Source organism: Pseudomonas sp. 14P5.3.2 (assembly GCF_057799175.1).
In genome coordinates, this window is the sequence record NZ_JBYOKU010000017.1 from 96,678 (window position 1) to 110,246 (window position 13,569).

Sequence of the window (13,569 nt, forward strand, 5' to 3'; positions counted from 1 at the left end):
AAGCATTCAGCCCACCTCGGTGGGCTTTTTTATATGAAGGGAGTAACACCATGGGTCAAGTGATTGCAGGCACCTGCTACGTCAAAGTCGACGGTGCACAACTGACTATCAATGGCGGCTGCGAAGCCCCGCTGATGGCCGTCAAACGCGAAACCGTCGTACCGGGTTTCTACAAGGAAACCGACGTTGCGCCGTCGTTCAAAGTGACCGCGCTGCACACCGCCGACTTTCCGCTGAAGAAGCTGATCGAAGGCACCGACATCACCGTCACCTGCGAATTCAGCAACGGCAAGGTCTACGTGCTGGCCGGTGCCTATCTGGTCGAAGAACCGGTTTCCAAGGGTGATGACGCCACCATCGAACTGAAATTCGAAGGCATCAAGGGGACCTGGCAATGAGCGGCGCCGTGAAGCTTCAGGTTGCGATCGAAGCTCACGGCGAGCCCCTGACCGAACTCGTCCTGCGCCGTCCGACGGTGCAGGAAGTGCGAGCGATCAAGGCGCTGCCGTACAAGATCGACAAGAGCGAAGAAGTCAGCCTCGACATGGACGTGGCGGCCAAATACATCGCCGTGTGCGCCGGCATCCCGCCGTCGTCGGTCAACCAGCTCGATCTGGCTGACCTCAACGCGCTGAGCTGGGCCGTTGCGAGTTTTTTCATGAGTGCGGCGTCGGAGCCATCACCGACCTGATCGCAGTCGCCTATGACCTGGCCTGGTTCTGGAAGGTTGACCCCGAACAGATGATGGCCAGGCCACTGGATGTGCTCCGCGAATCGCTGGAGCACGCGCAACGGATCAATGCGATGCAGCAGGTGCAGTGATGGCAGACGAAGAAAAGAAAGTGCAAACACCGGTGCTGATCACGGGCATCGATGAACTGTCGCCCAAACTCGGCGCCCTGCGAGTAAAGGTCGAGAGCTTCAAGAAAAATCTCGAACAGACCGGACTTGGCAAGCTCGATATCAGTGGTCTGTTCAAGGGCGGCAGCGTGATCACGCCGTTCGTGGACGGGATCAAGTCGGCGGCGGCGTTTCAGGGCAAATTGACTGAAGTCAGCGAGACGGCGAAAACCGTCGACCTGCCCGCCGCACCGAAAGTCGCTGCGCAGAACATGAACGTGTTCAGTGCGTCGATGGAGAAGGTTTCCAATGCGGTGAATGCCGCATTGGTGCCGGCGGTCGGTGCTGTGGTCGTTGGGCTTGAGCCGATGCTGACCGGTTTCGGCAGTTTGCTCGATGACAACCCGGAACTGGTGCAAGGTCTGGCGGCGGGGGCGATCGCGTTTTCGGCGATGCAAACCGCCGTGGCCGGTGCGACCCAGGTGTTCGACGTGATGAGCATGGTGATGAAGGCCAATCCGATCATGCTGATTGCCACGGGCATTGCCTTGGCCGCCGGTTTGATCGTGGCTTACTGGAAACCGGTCTCGACGTTTTTTATCGGGCTCTGGCAGGAGATTGCTCCGGTGGTCATGCCGATGGCCGAGTTTTTCAAGACAATGTTCAGTTACACGCCTTTGGGGATGCTGATCAGCAATTGGGGCCCGGTCACCGAGTTCTTCAGGGCATTCTGGCAAGGTCTAAAGGCCGTGGCGGTGCCTGTGATCGAGTTCTACAAGTCGATGTTCGCGTGGACTCCTCAAGGCATGATCCTCAATAACTGGGGAACAATCAGCCCGATATTTGCGGCAATTTTCGGGCGCATCAAGGAAAACGTGACCTCGACCTTCGCCGCCCTCAAGGAGGGCTTTGGCTGGACTCCGCTGGGTTTGATAGTAAATAACTGGGGACCTGTCACCGGATTGTTCGCGGCCATTTGGGACTTGCTGGCAGCGCTGGTCGTGCCGCTCAAGGAGACGTTGCGCAGTGTCTTCAACGACTACGTTCCCATGGACAAGATCAACGAACTCTGGGGCCAGGTGCCTGCGTTCTTTGCCGAAAAAGCGGAGTCCATTCGTGCGGTGATGATGGCGCTGGGCGCGATTTTCGGTCTGCCGTTCATGGGGTCACCGCTGGAAATGTTTGACTTGAAGTGGTCGCCGCTGACCGATCGCATCCGAGAGTTTGCGGACAAGATCGAGTCGTACATGGCGCCGATCAGGGAAATGCTCGGTGGCAGTTTTGGTGGGTTCGTCACCAAAATCACTGGCAAGATCGAAGGCCTGTCCGAAGCTCAGAAAAAAACCAATGCCGAAGGTAAGGGTGAGCTGGCGCCGGCGTTCTTTGGCGGCAACAGCGAGCCAGCGTCGAATGCATTGTCGGGCTCCGACATCGCGCAGGATAAACCTGCTCTGCAGGGCGGCTCACTGTCGCAAACCTCCAACACCCTGATCCAGCAAAGCGCCGCCAATAACCGTACGCAACTCGAAGGCGGCCTGACCGTGCGCTTCGAAAATGCGCCGGCCGGGCTGCGTACCGATCAACCACAAACCAATCAACCGGGGCTGGCGCTGTCTTCGCGCATCGGCTATCGCTCGCTGTCGGCAGGAGGTTCCAATGAACTGGCGTGACCGTTTGTTGCCGGCATCGTTTCGCGGTGTCGGGTTCTGGATCGATCAGGCGAAAACCCCGGTCGGTCGCAAAGGTCAGTTGCACGAGTATCCGCAACGCGACCTGCCGTATTTCGAGGATCTCGGCCAGCAGGCCAAGACCCACGACATCACGGCGTTCATCATCGGCGCCGATTGCCTGGAGCAGCGCGACAAGTTGCTCAAGGCACTCGAGGCCGGCAGCGGCGAGCTGGTGCACCCTTGGCTGGGACGCCTGCAAGTCAAGGTCGGCGAATGCGACATGACCCACACCCGCCAGGACGGCGGGTTGGTGACGTTCAGCCTGAAGTTCTATCCCGATCGGCCGCTGCCGTTTCCGACCGCCACGGTCAGTACGCAAAAAGTCCTGTTGGCCAAGGCCGACACGCTGCTGGGTTCGGCAGTGGCGCGCTTCGAACAGGCGATGACGTTGATCAAGGCTGCGCGGATCGGCATCGCCAATCTGCGTAACAGCCTGACCGGCGTCTATGAGGTGATCAAAGAGCAGCTCAAACCGCTGATCGAGCAGTACAAGCAGATCACTGAACTGGTCAAAGCCGTGAAGGAATTGCCCAAGGAAGTGGCGGCGGAGTTCAAGGGCTTGCTCGGCGATATCAAGGAACTGAAGGCGTTCGCGAAGGAGGGCTACCGTGGCGTGATTGCCGACGTGTCCCAACAACTCGAAGCCATCCGCAAGTTGGATGCGCCGAAGATCACCACCGGCAAGGACACCAATGCTGCAGCGCAAGCCATGGCTGATCTGGTGCAGGACACCATGCTGGTGAAAGTGGCGCAATGGGTGGCGTCGATGCCGGTAGCGACCCCTCCGGTCAAACTGACGTCGACCGCTTCGGTGGCGCATCAGGCGGATCAACCGGTGACCCGTCAGGAAGTGCCGGTGACCGACGAAATGAAAGCGCTGCAGAAGGCGGTCGGGGTGGCAATTGACCCGATGCTGGATAAGGCCGATCCCAAACATCACCAGGCAATCAACGATGTGAAGGAAGCGCTGATGGCGCATCTCAAGGCCGTGGCGTCATCCGGTGTGCGACAGGTCACCAAATCGTTCCAGGAAAGCCTGCCGGCGCTGGTTGTGGCCTACAAGCAATTTGCCGATGCCACACGGGTGACTCAAGTGACGCAGAGCAACGCGATGAACCATCCGGGCTTTTCACCCAACGACGTGAAAGTGTCCAGGGAGTGAGCCATGAGCGAGATGGATAACCATGTCACGCTGACCGTTAACAACATGGAATACGGCGGCTGGAAAAGCGTGGAAATCACCGCTGATCTGGAGCGCCAGTTCCGCACCTTCAAACTCGATATCACCTGGCAGTGGCCGGGGCAGACGGTGGATCAACGGATCAAACCGGGTGACCCTTGTGAAGTGAAAATCGGCCAGGATCTGGTGCTCACCGGCTACGTGTTCAAGGCACCGATCAGTTACGACGGACGCCAGATCAGCCTGAGTATCGAGGGCAGCTCCAAGACTCAGGATCTGGTCGATTGCGCAGCCACCAACCGCCCGAACCAATGGCAAGAGCAACCGCTGCTGAGCATCGTCCAGGCTCTGGCGGCGGAATACTCGCTGTACGTGGTCAACGAAATTCCCGAGACCGCGCGGCTCGCCAAACACACCATCGTGCCGGGCGAAACAGTGTTCCAGTCGATCGACCGATTGCTCTCGCTGTTTCGGGTGTTTTCCACCGATGACGAGCAGGGCCGGCTGGTGCTGGCCAAGCCCGGCAGCGGTGGTCGGGCCAGTGACGCGCTGGAGTTGGGCAAGAACATTCTGTCGGCGAACGCGCCGATGGATCAGAGCCAGGTGTTTTCCGAATACCGGGTGATCGGTCAGCAGAAAGGCTCGGACAAGAAGAGCGGGGCGGCCGTCAGCGAGGTTCAATCCAGCGCGGCTGATCTCAGCTTCAAGCGCCGCCGCACCACGATCATCAACGAGGGTACCGCACTCACGTTCGAGCTGGCCCAGCAGCGCGCCCAATGGGAAAGCGCCACCCGCATGGGCCGGGCCCAGACCACGACCTATCAGGTACAGGGCTGGCGCCAGACCAATGGCGACCTGTGGCGCCACAACACGCTGGTCAAGGTCACGGATCCGGTGCTCGGTTTCGACGGCGACATGTTGATTTCCAAAGTCACGTATTCACTGTCGGCGCAGGGCTCGGTGACCACGCTGCAAGTGGCGCCGCCGCATACCTTCGATCCTGATCCCACGCCTCCGAAAAAAACCTGAGCCTGACACCGAACCCCTGTGGGAGCGGGCTTGCTCGCGAAAGCGTCAGCAGCTCCAACATCCCATTGACTGACCCACCGCTTTCGCGAGCAAGCCCGCTCCCACATGTTGTCCGTGTCGGGTCTGCTCCCTGAGGACAATTCATGAGCCTACTGACACGCCTGCTGGCGCGCGGCACTGTCGTGCTCGCCAACTCGGCATCCAAGCTGCAATCGCTGCAAATGCGCCTCACCGCCGGCGAGGTAAACGACGACATGGAGCACTTCGAACCCTACGGTTTCACCAGCAACCCGCTGGCCGGCGCCGAAGGCATCGTCACTTTTCTCGGCGGTGACCGTTCTCATGCCATCGCCCTGGTGGTCGCCGACCGCCGTTATCGCCTGCAGGCGCTGGCCTCGGGCGAAGTCGCGATCTACACCGACGAGGGCGACAAAATTCACTTCAAGCGCGGGCGGATCATCGACATCGAGACCGCCACCCTGAACATCCGCGCCAGCAGCGCGGTGAACTTCGACACGCCGGTGATCAACCAGACCGGCAAGATCGTCTCCACCGGCGATCAGCTCGCCGGTGGCATCAGCCAGATCAAACACGTGCACGTCGGCGTGCAGGCCGGCAGCGGCCAGACCGGTGCGCCGGCAGGAGGCAAATGATGTTCATCAGCCAGAACCTCCACGCCGCACTGACCCGCGCCGTGCTCATCAGTCTGTTCACCTGGCGCCGCGCCGCCGATGACGACGCACTCGACGACGAAGAGCGCTTCGGCTGGTGGGGCGACAGTTTTCCCACCGTCGCCGACGACCGCATCGGCTCGCGGCTGTGGCTGTTGCGTCGAGTCAAGCTGACCCGACAGACCCAGATGGACGCCGAGTTCTATGCCCGCGAAGCCCTGCAATGGCTGATCGACGACGGCCACTGCAGCGCCATCGACATCATCAGCGAACGCCTCGACGCCCAGCGCCTGAACCTGCGCACGGTTCTGACCCTGGCCGATGGCGAACGTCTGGACATCAACCCCGATAACAGTTGGCAGGTGATCTATGCCGTTTGAAACCCCTTCGCTGCCGGTGCTGATCAAGCGCACCCAAAGCGACCTGGCCGGCGATTCGCTGCGCCAGTCCGATGCGCAAGTGCTGGCCCGCACCTTGGGTGGCGCGGCTTATGGTCTGTACGGTTATCTCGACTGGATTGCCGAGCAGATCCTGCCGGACAAGGCCGACGAGTCGACCCTGGAACGCATCGCCGCGCTGCGCCTGAACCAGCCGCGCAAACCGGCGCAAGTGGCGACCGGCAGCGTCAGCTTCACCGCGACCGCAGGCGCCGTGCTTGACGTCGACACGCTGCTGCAAGCGAGCGATGGTCGTACCTATAAAGTCACCGCTTCACGCACCACCGCCAATGGCAGCAACAGCACCACCATCGCCGCGCTCGACGCCGGCAGCCTGGGCAATGCCGACGCCGGCCTGGCACTGACCCCGGTGCAACCGATCGCCGGCGTGGTCGGCAACAGCTTCGTGGTGCTCGCGCCCGGCCTCAGCGGCGGCGTGGCGCGAGAAAGTCTGGAGTCGTTGCGCTCGCGGGTGATCCGTTCCTATCGTGTGATCCCCCACGGCGGTGCGGCCAGCGACTACGAGACCTGGGCGCTGGAAGTGCCGGGTGTGACGCGGGCCTGGTGCCGTGGCGGCCTGCTCGGGCCAGGCACGGTGACGGTGTTCATCATGCGTGACGAAGACCCGCAACCGGTGCCCAACGATGAGCAACTGGCGGAGGTCCAGGAGTACATCGAACCGCTGCGTCCGGTGACAGCAGAAGTGCATGTGCAGCGACCGATTCAGGTGCCGGTGGTGTATCGCTTCAAGAGCGTCAATCCAGACACCACCGCCGTGCGCGCCGCCGTTGAAGCGCAGTTGCGCGACCTGCATAACCGCGAGGCCGATCTGGGTGTGCCGCTGCTGATCAGCCATATCCGCGAAGCCATCAGCAGCGCCGGCGGTGAGTACGATCACACGCTGACCGCGCCGGCCGCTGACGTGCCTGCGGGGCAAAGCGAACTGCTGACCTTCGGAGGTTGCGTATGGGGGGCATAAGAACCGCCGCGCAATATCAGGCGCAACTGCGCGCGTTGCTGCCCAGCGGCCCGGCGTGGGACCCGGAACGCGTACCGGAACTCGAGGAGGTGCTGCAAGGCGTCGCCGTCGAACTGGCACGCCTCGACGCCCGCGCCGCCGACCTGCTCAACGAGATGGACCCGGCGGGCGTCAGCGAACTGGTGCCGGACTGGGAACGGGTGATGGAACTGCCCGACCCGTGCCTGGGCGCCACGCCGCTGTTCGACGACCGCCGCCTCGCCGTACGCCGCCGCTTGCTCGCGGTCGGCAGTCAGGCCGTCGGTTATTACCTCGACATCGCCAAAAGCCAGGGCTACCCCAACGCCAGCATCACCGAGCACGAAGCCCCCCGCATGGGCCGCGCGCGTTTCGGCGCGGCACACTGGGGCACCTGGGAGGCGCAATTCATGTGGACGCTCAACACCGGCGGCCGCCTGCTGCTCGGTCGGCGCTACGGCGCGAGCTACTGGGGCGAGCGCTTCGGCGTCAACCCGGGCTCAGCACTGGAGTGTCTGATCCACCGCAGTGCCCCGGCGCATACCAAGGTGCACATCAATTATGACTAGGGAGGAATGACGGGATGGATTATCCGAAGAGTGTGCCCAGTGCCGGTTTGGTGAATGGGAAGTTTGTCGATGAAAACCCGCTGACCGGGACGCCGGGATCATTGATCCCGGCGGACTGGGGCAACGGGGTGACGCAGGAAATTCTCAACGTGATCAAGGCCGGGGATCTGACTCCGGACGAGAAGAAATACGATCAGTTGTTGCAGGCAATTCAGAGCGTTTCGGCCAAGGGCTGGAATCTGGATTCGGCGTTGCCGATCGGGTCGTTGCCAACCGCTACCGTTGCTACGGCAGACGGGCGACTGCCGATCACGCCAGCGGCTGTTGCCACCAGTGGCGGGAGGGTGTCGATTCCGGCTGGCGTGCTGATCAGCCTCGGCCAAGAAGTGATAGCGGGGCAGTTGGGACGCTCGCGTACGTTCACTACACAGTTGTGGAGCAGTCCCGATTTGCTGCCAAGTACCGGCTACTTCCTCCGGGCGCAGGTGATCAGTGGTGCGCTGACCTTTTACATGCAGCGCGGCACGATCTACGACGCTACGCCTGACGGTTTGAAAGGGACGGTCAATGGTGCGGCGGGCGGTGGTTTCCAGTCTACGCCGCTGGACATCTGTCTGGCCTGGGTCGTTACGGCGGGGCCTGGGTCGATACCCATTGTCAGGGCGATCTACAACCGTAACCGATTGTCGTGGACGCAGACCGTCAATGGCAATGGCGTGGTTTACCTGCCACTTGATCCGCATGCCCGAGCGGCACGGTTGGTGGTGGGTAACCCGACCCCACATCCGACCGGTATTACCACGGTGGCCTTTGCCCCGGGAGGATGGCTGGGGGGAAACTATTCTTACCTAAATCCGACAGTTACTACTTCCAGCAACTGGGATGGCTGGAGCACCGTCGGTGCTTCGGTAGGAATCTTCACGAGTAACGTTGTCAACGACACGACGGTTTCCACACTATCGGCCAGTTTCGACCATGCAGAGTTGCGTTCGCTTTGGCAGGTCTTTCAATGCGAACACACCCTCGGCTCGGGGAATGCCTCAAGTGATGAGTTGTTATTTGGTATGGGAATCAAGAGTTTTTCTCAAGCCGATTACGCCAACGGTATTGCGATCAACTTTGCCTCAGCCATCAATGTGCATTTGTCCTGGGAGTTGATCCGATGATCATCATTCAAGAACTGCATCAGTTCGAGGAAGGCTTGCGTCCGGCCCAGCCGTCCGGTGCCCATGATTGGGATGGAGAAAAATGGCAGCTGAATGCGTCCAGAGTCGCCGAGCTGGAGATTCAGGAAGCCGAGCAGTTATGTTCCAAGGTCGACGCGGCGGCCGACAGTGCTCGTACCCTATTGGCCGGCGACCCGCTCAAAGCCATGGAGTACGCCCAGGCAGCCGCCGACGCCCAGGCCTATCAGGACGCTGGTTACCCGAAAAAAGAGGTGCCACTGTCGGTTGCTGCGTGGGTGGTTAAAGGTCGTACTGCCAAACAGGCCGCCGATCAGATCCTGAGCAAGGCCGACCAACTCACTGACCATCTGCTGACCCTGCGCACCTTGCGCCTGAAGGCCAAAAACCAGATCCGCGCGCATGCGGCCAAAGGCAATCTCGATCTGGCGCGCCGTGCTGGCGATGACGCGTTGGCGGCGATTCGCGAACTGGTCAGCAGCCAGAATCTCTAGTCGCAACGCTTTCGTTCTGCATCACCCAAGCCCACTTCGATGTGGGCTTTTTATTTTCAGAAAACAGACCGCCACTGGCTCGCATCAGCGATAGCCGCGACGCGGTTCATTTGTATTTCAGAGGAACGAAAAACCTATGGATTATCCAAAAAGCGTCCCCAGCGTTGGCCTGGTCGATGGCCGGTTTGTCGATGAAAACCCGGTGGCAGGAACCCCGGGTTCGTTGATTCCGGCGGTGTGGGGCAACAGCGTGACTCAGGAGATCCTGAGTGTGATTAACGGCGGCGGGTTGGTGGCTTCTGAAGCCGATACCGGTCAGTTGTACAAGGCGATTCAGTCGATCATCGGCAGAGCGAGTCCGATGCGTTCGGTGGTCACTCGTCTGGCGACATCCAGATCGCTGACTGAAGCTGAGTTGGGACTCGTTTTGATCGACGGCAGCTCCGCGCCGATGACGGTGACATTGCCATCGGCCGACTCGGCCTTGGGTATTCGCGACGTCATTGTCCGGCGGATGGACAACAGCGGCAATCGACTCGTTGTGCAGACCTCCGACGCTGACAAGGTTCGTTTTCACACACACCTCTCGCCTGGCGGTTACCCCTTTCTGGTGCTGATGGGCAACGGGGACTGGTGGCATCTGCGCAGTGACGGGGCGGGGAGTTGGTGGCCGATCGGTCGCTTTGATAACAGCGCTTTGGGGCGGCCGTTTTTTGAAACCACTCTGTCGCTCAATCCAGGTGGCTATGGCTTTCCCAGCGGTGATCTGTTCAAGCGCGCCGAATGGCCTTGGTTGTGGGATTTTGCTCAGGCGTCCGGCGCATTGACGACCGAAGCGGCCAGAACTGGCCGGGAAGGCGGATGGACCAGTGGCGATGGTGCCTCGAATTTCCGGATTCCCGAGATTCGCGGCGAGTTTCTGCGAGTGCTCAGTGAAACCAGAAACGTTGATCCCGGTCGCGTGTCCGGCAGCCTGCAAATGCATGCGTTGCAGAGTCACAACCATTATCTGCCGACGGGAACAGGGGCTTCTTTCAAACCGGCCCCGGCGATTCCAGACGGTGTCTGGGATGTCGGCACCAATGTCAACTTTTCACCGACGACAACGACCGTGGCAACAACGTACCCCAACCCTGCATTCGACTCGGACACTTACATCGGCAACATCGGCAATTTTTCGGCTGAAACCCGTCCGCGAAATATTGCCTATCCCGCGCGTATCAAACTGATCTGAGGTGCACATGTTCAATTATCTGATAGACGATAGCGGTGCATTAACCGGCCCTGTCGAGTTTCCACTAGTGCCGGGGATCGGTCTGCAACTGCCGAGTAACGCCGTGACGCTGAGCATCGAACTTTCCCCGGCCCCAAGCGGTTATGCCTGGGCTTATGTCAATGGTTCTCTGCAACAGCAAGCGGACTATCGCGGCGATGTTTACCGCACTGACACCGGCATGAGGCAAACCTGGACGGCATTGGGCGAGTTGCCGGAAGGCTTCACCACGTTGCCATGGCCGGGCGGCTTCCATGCCTGGGTGGCCAATGCGTGGCAAGTCGATGACGTCGCGCAGTTGGCGGATTGCAAACGCGTCGTTCTTGCTCAAAGAGATGTGTTGCTGCGCGATGCCGTCCTGCGCATCGCCCCGCTGCAATACGCTGAAGACATCGGCGATGCCAACCACGACGAACAACTGCTGCTGATCGAATGGAAGCTCTACAGCGTCGAGCTGAACCGCATCGAAAAGCAGGCCGGTTTCCCCGACGAAATTACCTGGCCGGTCGCTCCCGGCGCAGTCGTAGCCAACTGATTTCAGCACAGGGAGCAGTGCAATGGATTATCCAAAAAGTATTCCCGGCGTTGGTCTGGTCAACGGCGGCTTTGTCGACGAAAACCCGATCGCCGGTTCACCGGGATCGTTGATTCCGGCCGCGTGGGGCAACAGCGTCACGCAGGAAATTCTCAACGCGATCAAGGCTGCCGGGCTGACGCCTGATGAAGCCAGAACCGACCAATTGGCAACGGCCATCGGTGCGTTGGTCGACTTCACCAAACTGAAAAACCTCCCGACCACATTGGCCGGTTACGGCATCACCGATGCGGTGGGGCGGTTGTTGGCAGTTCGGCAGATCGAGACGGTCGGGATCACGGTTTACAAGCCCAACCCCAGGGCCAAGCGGATTCGCGTGCGGTTGGTGGGGGCGGGTGGTTCGGGTGGTGGGTGTGAGCCTGTGCCGGCAGGTAGCCAGATGCTTGGTGGCGGTGGTGGTTCCGGTGCTTACGCGGAAAGCCTGTATGACGTTACCGCCCAAATGCTGGCTGGCGTACCGGTCTCGTTGGGCGCGGGCGGTGCAGTCAGCAACACCACCGGTCTGGCGGGTGGTGGTGCTTCTTTTGGCGCCTACATGAGCGTTTCGGGAGGCGGCGGTGGGCAAAAACTGGCGATCGTGACTTCGGCTACATCGTCCGGATTCATTCAGGGCGGGGTCGGCGGGACGGTAACAGGCGGCAACTTGTGCAGCGCCCGCGGCATCACGGGGGGATTCGGGATGAGTAACGCCAATTGGGGGCTGCTCTCAGGTTGCGGGGCTCCGAGTCCGTTCGACGGCGGGGCATCTTTTACCGGGTCCAACACAGCTGGTAACGCAGGTATCCGTGGTTCGGGCGGCAGCGGTTCGTGCTCGGTCAGCGCGTCGGCTTCAATCATCAGCGGCGCTGGTGGCAACGCCTTCTGTGAAATCTGGGAGTACGAATAATGGCCCGTTATGCACGAGTGGAAAATGGTGTCGCGGTCGAACTGATCGACACCGGCGACTACGCGATCACCCAACTGTTTGCCCCCGCTTTCGTTGAGACAATGGTGCAGGTGCCGGAGGGTATGCAGATCGAAATCGGCGCGCCCATCGGCGAACTGCGCCAGGAGATTGCGCCGTTGCCTGTAACGAGCAGTCCGGTCATTACCCCTGAATCAGTCCCCGATGAGCAAGAGCCTCTGGCGGCAGCGCGGCTTTGGCGCCAGTCCAGTCTGTCGGCCACCGAATGGTGGGTGACGCGACATCGTGACGAGCAGGAACTGGGGCGCGGGACGACGCTCAAGGCGGCGCAGTATCTGGAATTGCTGGAGTACCGCCAGGCGCTGCGCGACTGGCCTGATTCAAGTCATTTCCCGGCATTTGCTTTCCGTCCGTCAGTGCCGGAATGGCTGGGGGGCGTACATGTCTGAGGCCATGTTTTATGTTTTCAAACAGGGAGAAGAGTGATGGATTACCCAAAAAACATTCCCAGCGCAGGTTTGGTGAACGGCAGGTTTGTAGATGAAAACCCTCTCACCGGAACCCCGGGTTCATTGATTCCGGCGAGCTGGGGAAACGGCGTAACTCAAGAGATTCTTGAAGTCATCAAAAGTGCGGGCGCAGCCGCCGATGAAAGTGATAACACTCAGCTCAAAGCGGCAATCGATACGCTGATCTCGAAGAAACAAAGCGACAGTCTGGCCAGTCAGGAAGAAGCAGAGGCGGGCGCCAGCAATACGCGGTTGATGACGCCGCTACGAGTGTTTCAATCCATAGCGAAAAAGATGCAACAGGCGACAGAGTCGCTGATGGGGATTGCAAAGCTTGCTTCTCAGGCAGAGGTCAACGCCGGTGTCAGTGATACCTCTGTCGTGACCCCTAAAAAACTCAGGCTCGGGTTCATGGTGAGACTGGGAGCATCCGGTTATATCGTATTCCCCTCTTGGATGGGCGGGGTGATTATCCAGTGGATCACTGGAGGCGCGAGCCAGGCGGGCAACAATGGTTACGGCGATCTGAATCTATGGCCGCTGGTCTTTCCAAATGCACTATTTCTTGCCGTCGCGACCCATGAGGGCACGTCACCCGGAACACAGCTGATCTGGAACAACAACGCGACCGTGAGTCGCCAGGCAGGCATCAATGTTCGTTGTCCTGAATGGCCGTCAGGCTCCATTTCCGCTCGGGTCATCGGAATAGGGTATTGAGCATGTATTACTTTTCTCCGAAAACTTCCGGCTTTTATCACGCCGATCTGCATGGCGCCAATATCCCCGCGGACGCGTTCGAATTGAGCGAGGGCGAGTATTGCGCGCTGGTCTCGAACGCTCCAAAGGGAACCGTTCTTTCCCTGACCGTCAGCGGGCGCCCTGAACGGGTGCTACTGGCAGAACAAACCCCCGATGTCATGGAACGGACCTGGCGAGACAAGGTATTGGATCGTACCCAGTGGCTGGTTCTTCGCGATGCCGAAGAACTGGAAATGGGCGAGGGCACAACCCTGCGTACCGAGGAGTTCAAACAACTGCTGGCCTATCGGCAGGCGCTGCGCGACTGGCCCAATCATCCAGACTTCCCGGATGCCCGTTCGCGTCCGATCGAGCCAGACTGGCTGGAAGGCTTGCTGCGGGCAAACGGCTGAGGAATC

17 protein-coding genes are annotated in these 13,569 nt (G+C 60.3%); all 17 read left to right on the forward strand.

From position 1 onward, the window contains the following. The first annotated feature begins 50 nt into the window (after positions 1-50). The 17 genes from AC27VU_RS15890 to AC27VU_RS15970 all read left to right on the forward strand — a co-directional run bounded on the left by AC27VU_RS15890 (position 51) and on the right by AC27VU_RS15970 (position 13,563). Positions 51-398 carry a phage tail tube protein gene (locus AC27VU_RS15890; RefSeq protein WP_007964335.1) on the forward strand — a complete coding sequence of 116 codons (348 nt, stop codon included), beginning with the start codon at positions 51-53 and terminating at the stop codon, positions 396-398. Further along, a complete protein-coding gene (locus tag AC27VU_RS15895; protein ID WP_003222226.1) occupies positions 395-691 on the forward strand; it encodes a phage tail assembly protein in 297 nt (98 codons plus the stop codon). The genes AC27VU_RS15890 and AC27VU_RS15895 overlap by 4 nt, the downstream gene beginning before the upstream one ends. 130 nt (positions 692-821) lie before the next feature. Next, positions 822-2,510 carry a phage tail tape measure protein gene (locus AC27VU_RS15900; RefSeq protein ID WP_488724411.1) on the forward strand — a complete coding sequence of 563 codons (1,689 nt, stop codon included), beginning with the start codon at positions 822-824 and terminating at the stop codon, positions 2,508-2,510. Continuing rightward, positions 2,497-3,732 (forward strand): DNA circularization protein, encoded by a 1,236-nt coding sequence (locus AC27VU_RS15905; RefSeq protein WP_226500515.1) that lies wholly within the window; start codon positions 2,497-2,499, stop codon positions 3,730-3,732. The genes AC27VU_RS15900 and AC27VU_RS15905 overlap by 14 nt, the downstream gene beginning before the upstream one ends. Before the next feature lie 3 nt (positions 3,733-3,735). Further along, positions 3,736-4,779: a phage baseplate assembly protein gene (locus tag AC27VU_RS15910; RefSeq protein ID WP_003222231.1), complete on the forward strand. Its 1,044-nt coding sequence runs from the start codon at positions 3,736-3,738 to the stop codon at positions 4,777-4,779. 143 nt (positions 4,780-4,922) lie between these two features. Beyond that, positions 4,923-5,432: a phage baseplate assembly protein V gene (locus AC27VU_RS15915; protein ID WP_338800945.1), complete on the forward strand. Its 510-nt coding sequence runs from the start codon at positions 4,923-4,925 to the stop codon at positions 5,430-5,432. Next, complete coding sequence (locus AC27VU_RS15920; RefSeq protein ID WP_047601236.1) at positions 5,432-5,830, forward strand: phage GP46 family protein; 399 nt, start codon at positions 5,432-5,434, stop codon at positions 5,828-5,830. Before AC27VU_RS15915 ends, AC27VU_RS15920 begins: the two co-directional genes overlap by 1 nt. After that, complete coding sequence (locus tag AC27VU_RS15925) at positions 5,820-6,866, forward strand: baseplate J/gp47 family protein (RefSeq protein ID WP_488724412.1); 1,047 nt, start codon at positions 5,820-5,822, stop codon at positions 6,864-6,866. Before AC27VU_RS15920 ends, AC27VU_RS15925 begins: the two co-directional genes overlap by 11 nt. Then, the gene (locus AC27VU_RS15930) at positions 6,854-7,453 is read left to right on the forward strand and encodes a YmfQ family protein (protein WP_003222238.1); all 600 of its coding nucleotides are present in this window, start codon (positions 6,854-6,856) and stop codon (positions 7,451-7,453) included. Before AC27VU_RS15925 ends, AC27VU_RS15930 begins: the two co-directional genes overlap by 13 nt. A 14-nt stretch (positions 7,454-7,467) precedes the next feature. Next, positions 7,468-8,619, forward strand: a complete 1,152-nt coding sequence (locus AC27VU_RS15935) for a phage tail protein (RefSeq protein ID WP_488724413.1) — start codon at positions 7,468-7,470, stop codon at positions 8,617-8,619. Beyond that, positions 8,616-9,131 (forward strand): phage tail protein, encoded by a 516-nt coding sequence (locus AC27VU_RS15940; protein WP_488724414.1) that lies wholly within the window; start codon positions 8,616-8,618, stop codon positions 9,129-9,131. Before AC27VU_RS15935 ends, AC27VU_RS15940 begins: the two co-directional genes overlap by 4 nt. Before the next feature lie 136 nt (positions 9,132-9,267). Further along, the gene (locus AC27VU_RS15945; RefSeq protein ID WP_488724415.1) at positions 9,268-10,365 is read left to right on the forward strand and encodes a phage tail protein; all 1,098 of its coding nucleotides are present in this window, start codon (positions 9,268-9,270) and stop codon (positions 10,363-10,365) included. 7 nt (positions 10,366-10,372) lie between these two features. Further along, positions 10,373-10,939, forward strand: coding sequence for a tail fiber assembly protein (locus AC27VU_RS15950; RefSeq protein WP_488724416.1), 567 nt, complete (start codon positions 10,373-10,375; stop codon positions 10,937-10,939). Between the two features lie 22 nt (positions 10,940-10,961). Further along, the gene (locus tag AC27VU_RS15955) at positions 10,962-11,885 is read left to right on the forward strand and encodes a glycine-rich domain-containing protein (RefSeq protein ID WP_488724417.1); all 924 of its coding nucleotides are present in this window, start codon (positions 10,962-10,964) and stop codon (positions 11,883-11,885) included. Continuing rightward, positions 11,885-12,352, forward strand: coding sequence for a phage tail assembly chaperone (locus AC27VU_RS15960; RefSeq protein WP_488724418.1), 468 nt, complete (start codon positions 11,885-11,887; stop codon positions 12,350-12,352). The genes AC27VU_RS15955 and AC27VU_RS15960 overlap by 1 nt, the downstream gene beginning before the upstream one ends. Positions 12,353-12,388: 36 nt before the next feature. Continuing rightward, the gene (locus AC27VU_RS15965) at positions 12,389-13,129 is read left to right on the forward strand and encodes a gp53-like domain-containing protein (protein ID WP_003222254.1); all 741 of its coding nucleotides are present in this window, start codon (positions 12,389-12,391) and stop codon (positions 13,127-13,129) included. Positions 13,130-13,131: 2 nt separating this feature from the next. Then, positions 13,132-13,563, forward strand: a complete 432-nt coding sequence (locus AC27VU_RS15970) for a phage tail assembly chaperone (RefSeq protein ID WP_003222256.1) — start codon at positions 13,132-13,134, stop codon at positions 13,561-13,563. The last annotated feature ends 6 nt before the right edge of the window (positions 13,564-13,569 follow it).